This is a genomic window from Actinoplanes sp. NPDC019969 (assembly GCF_055562375.1).
The window spans coordinates 98,650-112,968 of the sequence record NZ_JBVHFK010000013.1 but is presented as its reverse complement, the minus strand read 5'-3'; the positions used below and the strand labels follow the sequence as shown (position 1 = coordinate 112,968).

The following is a 14,319-nucleotide window of genomic DNA, read 5'->3' as shown; positions in this document are numbered from 1 at the left end:
TGCCGCCGGGTCAACACTTCGCCATTGACATGAATAGTTCCGGAACCGGAGACTGCGAAAATGCCCCGCCGCCTCTCCGCTTTCCTCGCCGCTCGGCCTTCCCCCGTCGCTCGCCCTGCTCTCGCCGCTCTGTTGCTTTCCGCCGTTCTGCTTCTTTCCGCTGGGTGCGGCGGCGGCCCGGCAGCGCCGATGCCGTCCGCCGCGCCGGTCTTCGGCGGCACCGACCGGTCCTGGATCGAGATCACCATCGCCATGAACGAGCAGGTGCTTCCCCTGCTGGAGCTGGTCGAGCCCGATTCCCCGCTCCATGAGACGTCACAGCAGGTCAAGACGTTGACCGTGGCCGAGCTGATCGAGCTACGGCGCCTGCACGAGGAGGCCGGCCTGCCCGCGGAGAACCCGCACAAGGGCATGCCGATGCCCGGCATGGTGACCGCGGAGGACGTCACCGCGGCCACCCGGCTGCACGGAGAAGCGCGCGACACGATGATCCGCGAGCGCCTGCGCGCCCATCTGGAACAGGGCGCGAAATTGGCGGACAGCGAACAGTCCACCGGGCTGGAGAACCGCACGGTATCTCTCGCCGCACGCGTTTCCCAGACCCGGCAAACCATTCTGCGTGTTGAGTTCGGGCGCGCATAGCGGCCGAACTCAACACGCGTGATCTGTCAGGGCAACTGGTATTGCTCGTTCAGCGCGGCACCCCTGTCCGGCTTGTACTGGTCGAAGCCGCGCGGGTTGCATTGCAGACCCCCGTTGATGCAATGCCGCACCAGCGCGGCGAGGATCGGCGGCTCCCACACGTTGTAGACGTCGTAGTGGAACGAGAACCCGCGCCCGCTGGCGAACCGGACCGCGCTCATGTTCCCGCTGACCGGCCACGCCATCTTGAACTCGATCATGGGAACGGCGACCGGGTGGGAGACCGGGCAGACCCCGTTGACCGGGTACGCCATGTGGCTCTTGTGATCCGGCGAGTCCAGGTGCAGGCCGTTCCAGCAGCTCGGCGCCTGGTAACGGACGTTCAGCTGGGTTCCGGCCGGGCAGTTCGCCGGGATGTCCCAGTTGAACGCGCTGTTCCCGCACTCGAAGCCCTCGACGGCGCCGGGCGCGTTCCGGAACTCCTCCTGGGTGGCGGTCGGGCTGCCGACCACATAGCGCAGCCCCGGGGGGAACGGCCGCACGCTGCGGTAGTCGATGACACCGCTCTTGTAGTAGATGACCTGCGGCCCGTCCGGCTGGACCGCCTGGTCACCGTGGTAGAGCGTCGGCATCCAGTAGCCGGTCCTGTCACCGGGCGTGACGCACGACGTGCCGCCGGCCTGCAACGACGCCAGGGTCGAGGCAGCGTTGGTGGTCCGGTTTCCCATGAACGTGTGCGAGTGCGAGGCGCCCGGCAGGTTCGGGAACACGATCGGATCGTCGTTCAGGTTGGACCGGCTCACCGAGCAGTTCGCCTGGAACTCGCGGTGGGTGACCGGCGGGTTCGTGGCCGGCGGGATCGCGGTGGACGGGACGACGCCGGTGACCGGCGGGTTCGCGGAGACGTAGCCGGACCCGTCGGTCGGCGGCGGAGTCACCGTGGAGGTGCCGTAGACCTGGAACTCGTACAGCGAGTAGCCGTAGCCGGTGCCGCGCTGGGTGCCGTACATCCGCACGTACCGGCCGGTGCCGTTCACGGCGTGTGCCGCGGCGCCGCCGGCGCCATCGGTCTTCGAGAGGACGGTGGTCCAGGTGACGCCGTCGGCTGAGGTCTGGATCTGGTACGCCTTGGCGTACGCGGCTTCCCACTGCAGCACGACCCGGTTGATGGTGGCGGTGGCGCCCAGGTCGACGCGCAGCCACTGCGGGTCGGCCCACTGGCTTCCCCAGCGGGTGTCGGGACGGCCGTCGACGGCGGCGACAGCGGGGGCCTCGCCGTTCTCCACCGACGAGGCGAGGGCGGGTTTGCCCTGGGAGAGCAGGGTGTCCGCGGCGGCGGCGGACTGGTTGCCGGCTGCCACGAGTAGCGCGGCGGTCAGCAGGGCAGCGCACGCGGGCGCCAGGATGCGTTGTCGCACGGGGGTCTCCAAGGTGTGCGGGGACGGGGGGGACGACGCTTGGAGAGCGCTTTCCCATCGTGGGCTCCGGTAGCACGTACGTCAATGAATCGGGGTTCCGGAACCGCTTGCTCCCGCCTCTGTGGACAAGGTCGGGAAAGCGCTCTCCGGCGTGCTATAAACGTCGGCATGCAGAGCCGGCGGTTGCCCACCCTTGAAGATGTGGCCCGGATGGCCGGGGTCTCGCGGGCCACCGTGTCCCGCGTCATCAACGGCATCCGCAACGTCGACCCGCAATTGCACCAGCAGGTGTGGACCGCCGTCGACCAGACCGGTTACGTGCCCAACGGCGTCGCCCGCTCGCTGGTCACCCGCCGCACCGGCACCGTCGCCCTGGTCGTCTCCGACAACGAGACCCATGACGACGACCCGTTCATGAGCCGGTTCTTCTCCGACCCCTACTTCGGCCGGGTCGTCGGCGGCCTGATGAGCGTGCTGCGTCCCGCCGGGATGCGGCTGGCCCTGCAGATGGTCGGCGCCGACGGGCACAAACGCCTGGTCGGCGACCTGCGTAACGGCCAGGCCGACGGCGCCGTGGTGCTGTCCCTGCCGCCGCGGGACGCGCTGCCCGGGCTACTGGCCGACGCCGGCATCCCCGCCGTGCTGATCGGCCGCCCGGCTGTCCCGGTCCCGATCAGCTACGTGGACCTGGACAACGAGGGCGGCGCCACGCTCGCCGCCGACCGGCTCGCCACCCGCGGCTGCCGCCGTCCCGCGATCATCTCCGGTCCCGCCGACGTGCCCGCCAGCGTCGACCGGATCACCGGTTTCCGGCGCGCCATGGCCCGTCACGGGCATCCCTGGCTCCCGCACGAGACCGGCAACTTCACCCGCGACAGCGGCGAGACCGCGATGCGTACGCTGCTGGCCGCCCACCCGAGCATCGACGCCGTCTTCGTGGCGAACGATCTGATGGCCCTGGGCGCCCTGGCCGCCCTGCGCGACGCCTGCCTGCGCGTTCCCGACGACGTGGCGGTGGTCGGTTTCGACGACAGCAGCGCCGCCACCGCCGCCGACCCGGCCCTCACCACGATCCGGCACCCGTTGGAGGACATGTCCGCCGAGGCGGCCCGCATGCTGCTGACCCGCGTCGACGCTCCCGGGACGCCGGTCGCCTCGATGATCTACGAGCCCGCCCTGATCCCCCGCGCCACCGCCTGATCTCACCGCTACCCCCGGCTGGCTCTCATGGCTGTCTCCACCGCCTCGAGACAGCCATGAGAGCCAGCCAACCCGCCGCCCCGGCCAGCATCGCAAGCGGCCGCGGCTGCTGCCCACCCTGAACCGCTGCCACCCCCAGCCGCACCACCACACGGCCGCCCGGAAAGCGGCCTCAGCGACGGCCGCCGATGCCAGCCGTCGCCCAGCCCGGCCACGGACGGCCGGTAGGCAGCCCCAACGACGGCCGACAACCCCAGCCGTCGCCCAGCCCGGCCACCGACCGCCGGTAGGCAGCCCCAACGACGGCCGACAACCCCAGCCGTTACCGCCCTCAGCCGCTGCCAACTTGGCTGCTGCCGCCCTCGGCCGGTCGGCGGAACTGCGGCGCGGTTGGGGCGTCCACAAACGGGGCAACCCAGGCACGTTCCCACTCGGAGGAGAAAGACATGCGTGCTCTGCTGACCACCCTGGCCGTCGTCGCGGTGGTGCTGATCCTTCTCGGCCTGTTCCTGAAGGCCGTGAAGTGGCTGCTGATCATCGGACTGATCGCTCTGCTCGCCACCGTCGTGCTCGGCTTCGTGAAGGGCCGTCAGACGCTGCGCCGATGAAACCACCGCCGCCTGTCCGTTCCCCGACAGCAGCCGTTCGGGCGCACCTGCGGTAGCGGCCGCGTGCCCATAATGGGCGGCGCGGCGGAGACCTGCATCCGCCCTGGACGGTGGGGTGGGAATGAGCGGCTGGCAGCTGTCCGGCTACACGTCGGTTCGTCAGCTCGGCGCCGGCGCGTCGGGCAGTGTCGTGCTCGCCACCCATGACGACACGGGCACGCCGGTCGCGATCAAGTATCTGACGCGGGTGCTCGGGGACGACGCCGAGTTCCGGGCGGCGTTCCGGCGCGAGGCGGAGCTGCTCGGGCAGATCGACGATCCGAACATCTCCCGGCTGTACGAGTACGTCGAGTCCGCTGACGGCGCCGCGATCGTGATGGAGCTGGTCGACGGGGTGTCGCTGCGGGCGATGCTGCGCGAGCACGGCCCGACCACCCCCGAGGCGGCGCTCTGCGTGCTGAAGGGTTCCCTCGCCGGGCTGGCGGCGGCGCATGCCCACGGTGTCGTGCACCGGGACTACAAGCCGGAGAACGTGCTGGTCACCGGCGAGGGTCTGAGCAAGCTCGCGGACTTCGGCATCGCGGTGCCGGTCGGGCGGAGCACCGGTACGGTCGTCACCGGCACACCCCGGTACATGGCTCCCGAGCAGTGGACGGGCGCTCCCGCGACCCCTGCCTGCGATGTGTACGCGGCCACCGCCACGTTCTTCGAGTGTCTCACCGGTCGTCCGCCGTTCGACGGGGCGAACCTGTTCGCGCTGCACGACCAGCATGCCCACGCGCCCATCCCGACGGACCCGGCGCCGCCGCCGGTGCACGGGTTGCTGCGGCAGGGGCTGGCCAAACGTGCTGCCGACCGGCCACCGCACGCCGTCGCGTTCCTGGACATCCTGGAGGAGATCGCGGGTACGGCGTACGGCCCGGACTGGGAGGACCGCGGCCTTCGTGAGCTGGCCCGGCGCGCGGCGCTGCTGGCGGCGTTGTGGCCGTTCCCGGACAGCGCCGGCGGTGGGACCAGTTTCGCCTCCACCACGGTGAGCAGCGCAGCGGCCCGTCGTGGCGGCGGCCTGCGGCGTGACCGGACGATGACCCTGGCCGGCGGTGCGCTGGTCGCGGTGCTGCTGGTGGGTGCGGCGGGATACCGGTACGCCGCCGCGGCCGAGGACGAGCCGGTGATCACCGCCGGCCAGGCGAGCACGATCGTGGACCCGGCGACGACCGGTGCGGCCGTACCGTCCGTCTCGTCGCAGCCGCCGGTCCCGGCCGATCCGTCCAGTTCGCCGACCCCGGTCGCCCCGGCGACTACCACTACCACCACCACGCCAACCAGCCCGACGCCGACCACCAAAGCGCCGACGACCTCCCCGGCCGCCTCGCCCACCACCCCGAGCCCGACCACCACGACCTCGGCGCCGCCGTCCGACACGACCGCGCCCACTGTCGGCTCGGTCAGCGCGAAACCGGCGGCGCTGGAGGCGGAGAACTGCCGGTACGGCAACCGGACGAGCACCATCTCGGTCACCGTCTCGGACGACGGCAGTGAACCGGCGGCGCTGGACGTCGGGTTCCGGTACTCCTTGAACGGTTCCACCTCGACCGTCGCGATGAGCCCGGTGGGCCGGAACGTCTTCCAGGGCACGCTGGGCCCGCTGCCGTCGCCCCGGTCGGTCACCCGGATCGCGGTCGCCGTCGTCGCCTCGGACGCGGCGGGGAACGCGGCCCGGTCGGCGTCACCGGCGTACGTGACCCTCGACGTCGTCTGCACCCCCGGCTAGGAGATCACCGTGTCCACTGCGCCAAGGCCTGAGGAGCCCACCGAGGGCCGGACCATGCCGGTGCCCGCCGATCCGTGGGCGACCATCAACCGTCCCGCCGCCACGGTGAGCTTCAACGGCGCCACCCCGTACCCCGCAGATCCTGGCCAGACCGTCCACCTGAGCGCTTCGAGTCAGACGGTTCACCTCGGCGGGCAGGAACATGCCGCGCCGACCGTACGTACCCGGAAAGAAGTCCGCTTCGGACCCGGTGTGCCGGTGGCCCCGGCAGCCGCTCCCGCCTGGCCCGGCCGCGCCACCGCCCGCCGCCCGATGTGGCGCCGCCTGACGTCGCTGCTCTCCGGCCTGCTGACGCTCGCGCTGGTCGGCGTGGTCGGCTTCTCCATCTGGCAGCGGCTCAGCCCGCTCGAGGTGCGAGGCGTCACGATCGCGGTGCCGCAGCCCGCCGGAGCCCGCTGTGACGTCACCGTCGCCGTGGTCGCGACCGTCCAGACCAACGGCAGGAGCGGGGAGATCCGCTATCAGTGGCTCCGTTCGGACGCGCCACCGAGCGCGGTGCTCACCGAACAGGTCCCCCGTGGCCAGAACACCGCCTCGCTGACGCTGAACTGGTCGTTCAGCGGGGTCGGCACGGCCACGGAGACCGCCATCGTCAACATCATCGACCCGTCGCCGATCCAGGCCGGGACCGAGGTCTCCTACCGCTGCGGTGGCAACTGACGCACCGGCTGTGTCGACCGTCGCAGGTTTCGGGGCTGTCCACCCGGGACGGACGGGAGGAGGATTCGGATTCTCATCCCGATTTGGAGATCCGATGATCGACTCATCCCTCCGCCGTCGTGCGCTGTTCACCGCCGGCGGGGCTGTCGCCGGCTCGATCGCGGTCGGGACGGCCGCGTCACCGGCCGCCGCCGCCACCGCCACTCCCAGCACCCCGCGCGCCGCGCTGAAGGCCCTGCTGGACGGCAACCGCCGCTTCGTCTCCGGCCACGCCCGGCACCCGCACCAGACGGTGCGCCGCCTGCACGAGGTGTCCACCGGCCAGCATCCGTTCGCGGTGCTGCTCGGCTGCGCCGACTCGCGGGTGTCGCCGGAGCTGTTGTTCGACCAGGGCATCGGTGACCTGTTCGACGACCGGGTGGCCGGCAACATCGTCGACGACCTGCTGCTCGGCAGCATGGAGTACGCGATCGAGGAGTTCGCGCCGCCGCTCGTGGTCGTTCTCGGTCACGAGCGGTGCGGCGCGATCTCCGCGACGATCAACGCGGTCAAGACCGGCACCTCGGCGCCCGGTCACATCCAGACCATCGTCGACGCGCTGACCCCGATCGTGACGCCCTACGTGAACGCCGCCGACGGTGTCGAGCAGGCGGTCCGGGCGAACGTCCGCGCCCAGGTCGCGGCCCTGCTGGAGCGCAGCGAGATCGTCCGGGAGAGGGCGGAGCGGCGGGAGCTGGCGGTGGTCGGCGCCCGCTACGACCTGGACACGGGCGTCGTCACCGTCCTCTGACGGCTGCCGATCGCGCCCAGTTCGGCCAGATCTTTCTCGGACAGCTGCAGTCCCGCCCCGGCGACGTTCTCACGGAGGTGCGCCACCGAGGACGTCCCGGGGATCAGCAGGATGTTCGGCGACCGCTGCAGCAGCCAGGCCAGCGCCACCGACATCGGCGTGGCATCCAGCCGCCCCGCCACGGCCGACAGCGCTTCCGACTGCAGCGGGGTGAACCCGCCGAGCGGGAAGAACGGCACGTAGGCGACGCCCTGCCCGGCCAGCTCGTCGATCAGGTCGTCGTCGTGCCGGTGCGCCAGGTTGTACAGGTTCTGCACGCACACGATCGGCGCGATGGCCTGCGCCTCGGCGACCTGCTCGGCGGTCGCGTTGCTCACGCCGAGGTGCCGGATCAGGCCGTCGCGCTGCAGTTCGGCGAGGATGCTGAACGCTTCGGCGAGCGAGCCGGGCTTCGGCCCCGCCGCGTCGCCGAGCCGCAGGTTGACCAGGTCGAGCGCGTCGAGGCCGAGCACGCCGAGGTTGTCGTGCACGGCCCGGCGCAGGCTCTGCGGGTCCCGGGCGGGCGGCCAGCCACCCTGTTCGTCACGGTTCGCGCCGACCTTCGTGGCGATGCGAAGACTTGCGGGGTACGGGTGAAGCGCCTCCCTGATCAGCTCGTTGGTGACGCGCGGCCCGTACGCGTCGGCGGTGTCGATGTGGGTGATCCCGAGCTCGACCGCCTCCCGGAGCACGGCGAGAGCCCCGTCGCGGTCGGCGGGCGGTCCCATCACCCAGGGTCCGGCGAGTTGCATGGCGCCGTACCCGAAGCGGGTGACGTCCAGGTCCCCGAGCGTCCAGGTGCCGCCGGGAAGAGAAGTGCTGGACATGTCCGTACCTCATGATTCGTGATGTCGTTGCCGGGTGCCCTGCCAACTATGGGAGGGTTACTCTCCATCGGGAAGTACGCACTTCGAAGTGCGTAGCGCACCCTCACAGCGGGAGAATCGCCGATGACTACGGCCAAGTCGGAGTACGACGCGTTCCTGGCAGCCTGCCCCAGCCACAAGCTGCTCGAACGGATCTCCGGCAAATGGGTCACCCTGATCCTGTCCGCGCTGGGCAGCGGCCCGGACTGCGCCGGCGAACCCGCCCCCATGCGGTACTCGGAGTTGTCCCGCCTGCTCGCCGGCGTCAGTCAGAAGATGCTGACCCAGACACTGCGCGCGCTGGAACGTGACGGCCTGGTCAGCCGTACCGTGACACCGACCGTGCCGGTCACCGTGTCGTACGAGCTGACCGACCTGGGCCTGTCCCTGCACCGGACGATGCGCGGCCTGAAGTCCTGGGCCGAACAGAACATGGATGAGGTGTCCACACACCGTGCCGGCTACGACATGGTGTCCCGCGCCAGCCCCGCCTGAAAGCCGGCGATCACCAGCTGCGCCCGGTCCCGCGCACCCAGTTTGGTGAGCAGCCGCCCGACGTGTGTCTTCAACGTGGCCCGGCTGATGTGCAGAGCCTCCTGGATCTCCGCGTTCGACAGCCCCCGCGTGATCAACACGAGCACCTCCCGCTCCCGCGGCGTCACCTCCCCGAGCACGTCCAGCGCCGCCCCGGAATGCGCGCGCGAGCCCCGATCCGTCAGCGAGCGCGGCGCCGTGTCCGGAAATGGCCGGGCGTCGGACCGCGGGCCGGCGAAGGCGGCGATGAGGCGGCGGGTCACGCTCGGCGCGAGCAGCGCTTCACCGCCCGCCACGATGTGGACGGCGTCGAGCAGCCGCGCCGGCGTGGTGTCCTTGAGGAGGAAACCGCTGGCCCCGGCCCGCAACGCCCGGTAGACGTGGTCGTCGAGGTCGAACGTGGTGAGCACGAGCACCCGCGGCGGACACGGCCCGTCGGTGAGACGCGCGGTCGCGGTGATGCCGTCACCACCGGGCATCCGAACGTCCATCAGAACCACGTCCGGCCGGTGCTCCCCGGCGAGCCCGACCGCCTCGTCGCCGGTGCCGGCTTCCGCGACCACGGTGATGCCGGGGCTGGCGTCGAGCAGCCGCCGCACCGTGGCCCGGAACAACGGCTCGTCGTCAGCGAGCAGCACCCGGACATCACCGCCGCTCATGTCAGCGGGCACGGCAATGCCCGCCGTATCGGCCGTGCCCCCATCAGCGGTCATGGCGTCGCCGGTCGTGTCGCGTACGGCAGGGTCGCCCGAACCGTGAAACCGCCGCCGGGATCCCGGCCCGTCGTCAGGGTGCCGCCGTGCAGTCCGGCGCGTTCACGCATGCCCGCCACACCGAACCCGGGCGGGCCGTCGCACCCGTCGCCGTCATCAGTCACGCACAGACTCAGCGCGTCCGGGGACGCCTTGATGGTGACGTGGCACCGGCCCGCACCGGAGTGCCTGCGCACATTGGTGAGCGCCTCCTGCAGGATGCGGAAGGCGGACGTCTGCACGGCGGCCGGAACCACCGACTCCGACGACCGGTCCACGGTGACCCGCACTCCTGCCGACCGGACGGCGTCGATCAGCGCATCCACCCCGGCCAGACCCGGCCCGTCGTCCCGAGGCACGCCTGGCGCATCGGGCGCGTCGGCGCGCAGGTCGCCCAGCACGGTGCGGACCTCGCTGAGGGCGGCCCGGCTCACCCGCTCGATCGTGCGCAGCGCCGTGTCCTGCCCGGTGCCGAGGTGCTGGGCGACCGCGGCGTCCATGGCGATCAGGCTCAGGTTGTGGCCGACGACGTCGTGCACGTCCCGGGCGATCCGCAACCGCTCCTCGGTGATCGCCTGGGCGGTGCGCAGCCGCGCCAGCTCGGCGGCGTGCCGGCGGCGGGCCCGGACGGCCCGGGCCAGCGCCCAGGAGCCGGTGATCACGGTGATGCTCGTCGCGGCCGCGGCAGCCGGTGTCGTGCTGAACGACTCCACCCCGTCCGGGGCCGGGATCAGCGGCAACCCGTCGCCGGCGGCGTCGGCGAGGCCGGGCGGCAGGATCCCGGCCAGCGCGGCCGGCAGGCTCCACGCCGGGCTGCGCGCCGACACGGCCACCGGGTAGACCGCGAGCGCGAGGGCCCACATCGCCACGTCGGCGCCCGTGCCGGCCAGCACGGCGACGGCCGCGGTCACTGCGGTGACCGCCAGCACCGGCTCCGGCCACCGGCGGCGCCCGGCCAGTGGCAACCCGAGCAGCACGGCCGGCGCCCAGACCGCGACACCGGCGGCCGGGGTCCGGAACACGGCGGCGACCGTGACCGCGACGGCGAGCAGCACATCGACGATCAGCGGGATCCGGCGGGACATCAGCACAGTCGTCACGGTATCGACCGGCGCCGGGCAAAACATCGGACCGTGGTCCGATGTGGCACGCCGGTTCGCCGAGCACGCTTGCCCGGTGCTGATCCGAACCTTGACCGCCCTGATCCTCGCCGTCCCGGCCGCCCCGGCGACGGCGACCGCCGACCTGACCCCGTCCATGATCGACGCGCTGGTGACGTCCTACCGGGACGAGACCGGGGTCCCCGGGGTCGCCGTCGCCGTCACCCACGGCGCCCGGGTCGTCCACGCCACGGGTTACGGGCACTCCGCCCGGGGCGAGCCGGTCACCGACCGGACCGTCATGGCCGTGGCCTCGGTCAGCAAGTCCATGACGGCCCGTGCCGTCCTGCAGCTGACCGCCTCCCACGGCATCCGGCTGGACGACCCGGTGCGCAGACATCTGCCGGAGCTCACCCTCGCCGACGACCGGGCCGGCCGGATCACCGTGCGGCAGCTGCTCGACCAGACGTCGGGCCTCACCGACAGCACGAATCCCTCGTTCAGCCGGCCACCGGCCCACGACCTGCGGGAAGCCGTCGCCGCCATGCGCACCGCGCGGCTCGCCACCGACCCGGGCACCCGCTTCGCGTACCACAATCCCAACTTCCAGATCGCCGCCCGCCTCGTCGAGGTCGTCAGCGGCGAGCCGTTCGGCGACCATCTGCGGCGGCACGTCTTCGCCCCGCTCGGCATGGCCGACAGCCGGACCGTCGACACCGCCGATGAGCTGCCGGCGAGCAGCCGCGGTCACCTCATGGTCGCCGGCATCCCCATCACGCTGCCGGAGCCACCGGCGTTCGGGGCCGGTTCGGGCGCGGTGCTGAGCACCGCCCGTGACATGGCCGCCTGGCTGATCGCCCAGGACGGTGCGCTCCCCGCCGCCACCAGCGGGTATGCGCTAGGCTGGCAGGTCGGCGCCACTCCGTCCGGCGCACGGCTGGTCGATCACGACGGCGACATGATGACGTTCACCGCCTATCAGGCCGTCCTGCCCGCCAGCGGTCACGGCGTCGCGGTCATGGCCGGCACGGGCACGCTGCACCGGGACGCGCAGGCGATCGGCGCCCGCCTCATCGACCTGATCGAGGGGCGGACCCCACCACCCGCCACCACTCCCCTGGTCCTGGTCGACATCGTCCTTCTTCTGCTGGCGCCGGCCGTCGCGCTCCTGGGCGTACGCGCGATCCGCTCTTCCCGGCGATCCGTCGTCACGTCGCTGCTCTGGCTGTTGCCACTGGTGACGCTCACCCAACTGCACCGGATCGTCAGCGCCCTGTACCGCGGCCGCGACATCTCCTGGTTGCAGACCGCCTACCTGTACCCGACGTTCACCCTGCTCCTCACGGTCGCCTCGGTCACCGGCGTCGTGGTCGTCATCATCCGCACGGCGCGGCTCGCCCTGCCGTCCCCAGGACTCGATCACGGGGACTGACCCGCCGCCGGGCAACGCCGCCCCCGACGGGCGCCTGACGATCGATTTGTTGCATCAGTGACCCGTGGGACGTGCAGGATGAAGATCGACGGGTAAAGCGGGTCCATGGCTATCGAACCGTCACAGGACGCCCGGCGGATCGCGGAGTCGATGCGTCACACCGCCGAGGATCTGGAACGCGCCGAGGACACCCTGCATCGCAGCGCCGCCGCGTCACCGGACCAGCAGACCGCCGAGCGGCTGGACCGGCTCGGGGACGCGGTCACCGCCGAGGCCCGGGAGATCGCACGACGGGCCGCCAACCTGTCCCCGCAACCGGGGGCGAGACCCTCGGCCAGCCCGCCCGAGCAGCGCCGTTAGCCCGTTTCACCCGTATCCCCGGCGGCTTCCGCCGTTGATGGGACGCGCTGCCTCGCCGGCCGTAGCGTCCCCGCGAAGGAGCACGTCGTCGTCCTGGTCTCGGTGGCCGTCGGGGTGCAGTCGTTGCCGCGGCTGCACAACGCCGACCAGCAGTTGAGCGGCGTCACCACCCGGATCGTGCCCGGCTGGACCTGCGGGGCACGCCGGTCGGCCCGATCCCCGGGCAGTTCACCGAGAACGCCACGGTGTCGGCGAATACCCAGAAGCAGTTCGCCGTCGGCGACGCCGCCATGGGGCTACTCGAGAACCCGCTGACCAACGACGCCGATCGGCCACTCGCTGCGAAGACGACCGAGAGGCTGCCGCGATCTCGGCCGAGTTCCGCCAGTTGGCCGGCCGCTTCCGCTACTGATCACCCCACGGGCTGGTGCTCAGTGCTGCCTCAAGGCCCCTCATGACCGGTTCCCCGGTCGCCCACCACGGCCGAGACAGCGAGGGCCCTCCGGCTGGTGTCATGGCTGTCTCCGGACGATCGAGACAGCCATGAGAACCAGCCGGGGTCTTCCGGCCGGCACTACGGCTGAGACCGCCGCGAGAACCAGCGAAGTTCGGCTGGCCGTCACGGCTGTCTCCCGACGGCCGAGACAGCCAGCAGAACCAGCCGGGGTGTTGCGGCTGGGAGTCAGGGCTGTCTCGGCCACCCCGAGACAGCACTCACGACCAGCTGGATGGGGTGGGCGGACGGCGGAAAGGGGCGGTCAGGGCGTGGGGCGGGTACGGAAGGCGACGAACGGGATCAGGGCCAGGCCGAGCAGACCGCCGCCGATGGCCAGGACGGCGTAGCTCGTCACGGACATGACCAGGCCGCTGGCGAGACCGCCGCCGGCGCCCGCGAGAGCGATGCACAGGTCCACGTTCCCCTGGATGCGGGCGCGCTGCGCGACCGGCGCCGCGTCAGTGATCATGGCGGTGCCGGCGACCAGGCCCAGGTTCCAGCCGAGGCCGAGCAGGATCAGCGCCGTCGACAGCAGCGCGACCGAGTCGTCCGGGGCGGTGGCGGCGACCAGGCCGGCGGCGAGCAGGGTGATTCCGGAGGCGACAGCGACCGGCGTCCGGCCGATCCGGTCGACGAGGATGCCGGTGACGAGCGACGGCAGGTACATCGCGGCGATGTGCAGGGAGATCACCAGGCCGGTGGCGGCCAGGTCGTGACCGTGGGCCCGCATGTGCACCGGCGTCATGGTCATCACCGCGACCATGACCAGCTGCGACAGGATCATGGTGGCGGCGCCGGCGGTCACTCCCCGGGACGTGGTGCGGGCCGGGGCGGTGGCGCCCACGGCGACGGGCCGGGACACCCGCAACGGGTCGGGGCGCAGCAGCAGGAAGAGGATCAGCCCGGCGACCGCGTACGCGACGGCGGCCACGGCGAACAGGCCGGCCAGGCTGGGCAGGCCGGCGGCGAGGGCGGCGCGGCCGGAGGCGGCGACCAGGTTCGGCCCGATCACGGCGCCGACGGTGGTGGTGACGAGCACCGCGCTGACGGCACGGCCCCGGCGTTCGGGGGCGGCCAGGTCGGCGCCGGCGTAGCGGGCCTGCAGGTTGGTGGCGGTGCCGCCGCCGTAGAGCAGCAGCGAGATGAGCAGCAGCGGCACGCTGTCGAGGGCCGCCGCCGCGACCACGCCCACCGCGCCGAGCGCGCCGGCGGCATATCCGGCGACCAGGCCGGGACGGCGACCGTAACGCTGGGAGAGCCGGCCGACGGCGAGGGCGGCGACGGCGGAGCCGCCGGTGGAGATCGCGGCGGCCATGCCGGCGAGGGCGCCGTCGCCGAGCATCTGCCCGGCGAGCAGGGCGCCGACGGTGACTCCGGCGGCGAGGCCCGCGCCGCTGAACACTTGGGAGGCCATCACCACGCTGAGGGTGCGCTGCTGCAGTTGGGGCGTCCTGGTTTCCATCGTCGACAACACGCTTCATGTATACATGATGTATCCAAGCGATTTACGGGCCGGGCGAAGGACGCCGTCCAGGGCAGTTGGATACTTACGGGCACCACGAAACGGGCCAGCACGAAACGAAGGAGA

The 14,319-nt window shown here is 71.9% G+C and carries 14 protein-coding genes; 9 read left to right on the top strand and 5 right to left on the bottom strand.

Annotated elements, in window-relative coordinates; all coding sequences use genetic code 11:
• The first annotated feature begins 189 nt into the window (after positions 1-189).
• Complete coding sequence (locus tag ACZ3II_RS33500) at positions 190-642, top strand: DUF305 domain-containing protein (RefSeq protein WP_465522875.1); 453 nt, start codon at positions 190-192, stop codon at positions 640-642.
• Between the two features lie 26 nt (positions 643-668).
• On the opposite strand, the gene ACZ3II_RS33495 is transcribed toward ACZ3II_RS33500, so the two are convergent.
• Complete coding sequence (locus ACZ3II_RS33495; protein WP_465522873.1) at positions 669-2,060, bottom strand: DUF1996 domain-containing protein; 1,392 nt, start codon at positions 2,058-2,060, stop codon at positions 669-671.
• A gap of 84 nt (positions 2,061-2,144) precedes the next feature.
• Between ACZ3II_RS33495 and ACZ3II_RS33490 the strand changes: the two genes are divergently transcribed.
• The 5 genes from ACZ3II_RS33490 to ACZ3II_RS33470 all read left to right on the top strand — a co-directional run bounded on the left by ACZ3II_RS33490 (position 2,145) and on the right by ACZ3II_RS33470 (position 7,152).
• Positions 2,145-3,260: a LacI family DNA-binding transcriptional regulator gene (locus ACZ3II_RS33490; RefSeq protein WP_465522871.1), complete on the top strand. Its 1,116-nt coding sequence runs from the start codon at positions 2,145-2,147 to the stop codon at positions 3,258-3,260.
• Positions 3,261-3,706: 446 nt separating this feature from the next.
• A complete protein-coding gene (locus ACZ3II_RS33485; RefSeq protein ID WP_465522870.1) occupies positions 3,707-3,868 on the top strand; it encodes a hypothetical protein in 162 nt (53 codons plus the stop codon).
• Positions 3,869-3,989: 121 nt separating this feature from the next.
• Positions 3,990-5,642 (top strand): serine/threonine-protein kinase, encoded by a 1,653-nt coding sequence (locus ACZ3II_RS33480; RefSeq protein WP_465522869.1) that lies wholly within the window; start codon positions 3,990-3,992, stop codon positions 5,640-5,642.
• Positions 5,643-5,651: 9 nt separating this feature from the next.
• Positions 5,652-6,362: a hypothetical protein gene (locus tag ACZ3II_RS33475; RefSeq protein ID WP_465522867.1), complete on the top strand. Its 711-nt coding sequence runs from the start codon at positions 5,652-5,654 to the stop codon at positions 6,360-6,362.
• Between the two features lie 94 nt (positions 6,363-6,456).
• A complete protein-coding gene (locus ACZ3II_RS33470; protein WP_465522865.1) occupies positions 6,457-7,152 on the top strand; it encodes a carbonic anhydrase in 696 nt (231 codons plus the stop codon).
• Here the strand turns inward: ACZ3II_RS33470 and ACZ3II_RS33465 are convergent.
• Positions 7,116-8,018, bottom strand: a complete 903-nt coding sequence (locus ACZ3II_RS33465) for an aldo/keto reductase family oxidoreductase (protein ID WP_465522863.1) — start codon at positions 8,016-8,018, stop codon at positions 7,116-7,118. The genes ACZ3II_RS33470 and ACZ3II_RS33465 overlap by 37 nt on opposite strands.
• Positions 8,019-8,141: 123 nt before the next feature.
• Here ACZ3II_RS33465 and ACZ3II_RS33460 point away from each other — a divergent pair, with 123 nt between their 5' ends.
• Entirely contained in the window at positions 8,142-8,552 is a 411-nt protein-coding gene (locus ACZ3II_RS33460) for a winged helix-turn-helix transcriptional regulator (RefSeq protein WP_465522861.1), read from the top strand.
• Here ACZ3II_RS33460 and ACZ3II_RS33455 read toward each other — a convergent pair.
• Both ACZ3II_RS33455 and ACZ3II_RS33450 read right to left on the bottom strand, forming a co-directional pair.
• Positions 8,519-9,250 (bottom strand): response regulator, encoded by a 732-nt coding sequence (locus ACZ3II_RS33455; RefSeq protein ID WP_465522859.1) that lies wholly within the window; start codon positions 9,248-9,250, stop codon positions 8,519-8,521. The genes ACZ3II_RS33460 and ACZ3II_RS33455 overlap by 34 nt on opposite strands.
• A gap of 50 nt (positions 9,251-9,300) precedes the next feature.
• Positions 9,301-10,443 (bottom strand): sensor histidine kinase, encoded by a 1,143-nt coding sequence (locus ACZ3II_RS33450; RefSeq protein ID WP_465522857.1) that lies wholly within the window; start codon positions 10,441-10,443, stop codon positions 9,301-9,303.
• Between the two features lie 76 nt (positions 10,444-10,519).
• Here ACZ3II_RS33450 and ACZ3II_RS33445 point away from each other — a divergent pair, with 76 nt between their 5' ends.
• The gene (locus ACZ3II_RS33445) at positions 10,520-11,875 is read left to right on the top strand and encodes a serine hydrolase domain-containing protein (RefSeq protein WP_465522855.1); all 1,356 of its coding nucleotides are present in this window, start codon (positions 10,520-10,522) and stop codon (positions 11,873-11,875) included.
• Between the two features lie 105 nt (positions 11,876-11,980).
• The gene (locus ACZ3II_RS33440; protein ID WP_465522853.1) at positions 11,981-12,235 is read left to right on the top strand and encodes a hypothetical protein; all 255 of its coding nucleotides are present in this window, start codon (positions 11,981-11,983) and stop codon (positions 12,233-12,235) included.
• Between the two features lie 758 nt (positions 12,236-12,993).
• On the opposite strand, the gene ACZ3II_RS33435 is transcribed toward ACZ3II_RS33440, so the two are convergent.
• The gene (locus ACZ3II_RS33435; protein WP_465522851.1) at positions 12,994-14,193 is read right to left on the bottom strand and encodes an MFS transporter; all 1,200 of its coding nucleotides are present in this window, start codon (positions 14,191-14,193) and stop codon (positions 12,994-12,996) included.
• Positions 14,194-14,319: the final 126 nt, after the last annotated feature.